Genomic DNA, 525 nt, shown 5'->3' on the forward strand with positions numbered 1-525 from the left:
CACCACAATATCGTGTACATTGGGGGCGGTTTCGTAATCGTTTGAGAACGCGGTGACGCCCGTTGCCGTCAGACTGATCGCACCGCTGACTGCGTCGATCTCAAACAAGGCTTCATTGGCATCGTTGTACACGTTGGTGGTGATGGAATACGTCACCGCCTCGCCGTCACCATCGGTGGCCGACACGGTACCAATCACATACTCATCGCTGCTGTTCTCATCATACGAGAACACATAACGGGGGCCGTCTTCGTTGTCCGGGTCATTCGGATCGAATACCGGACCAAACTCATCCAGATTCAGCTCACTCAGCTCAACGGTGATGTCCGTTGATTTCTGCTCGCCCAGACCCGCTACTTCTGTCGCGGTCACCACAATATCGTGCACATTGGGGGCGGTTTCGTAATCGTTTGAGAACGCGGTGACGCCCGCCGCCGTCAGACTGATCGCACCGCTGACTGCGTCGATCTCAAACAAGGCTTCATTGGCATCGTTGTACACGTTGGTGGTAATGGAATACGTCAC

At 54.7% G+C, this 525-nt stretch carries 1 protein-coding gene; it reads right to left on the reverse strand.

Translation table 11 applies throughout. The annotated features are described in order from the left end of the window. The coding region (locus JIG40_RS10150; RefSeq protein ID WP_199465299.1) for a cadherin repeat domain-containing protein at positions 1–525 on the reverse strand (525 nt) is incomplete at both ends.

Source organism: Vibrio sp. bablab_jr001 (assembly GCF_016464285.1).
Lineage (GTDB): Bacteria > Pseudomonadota > Gammaproteobacteria > Enterobacterales > Vibrionaceae > Vibrio > Vibrio fluvialis.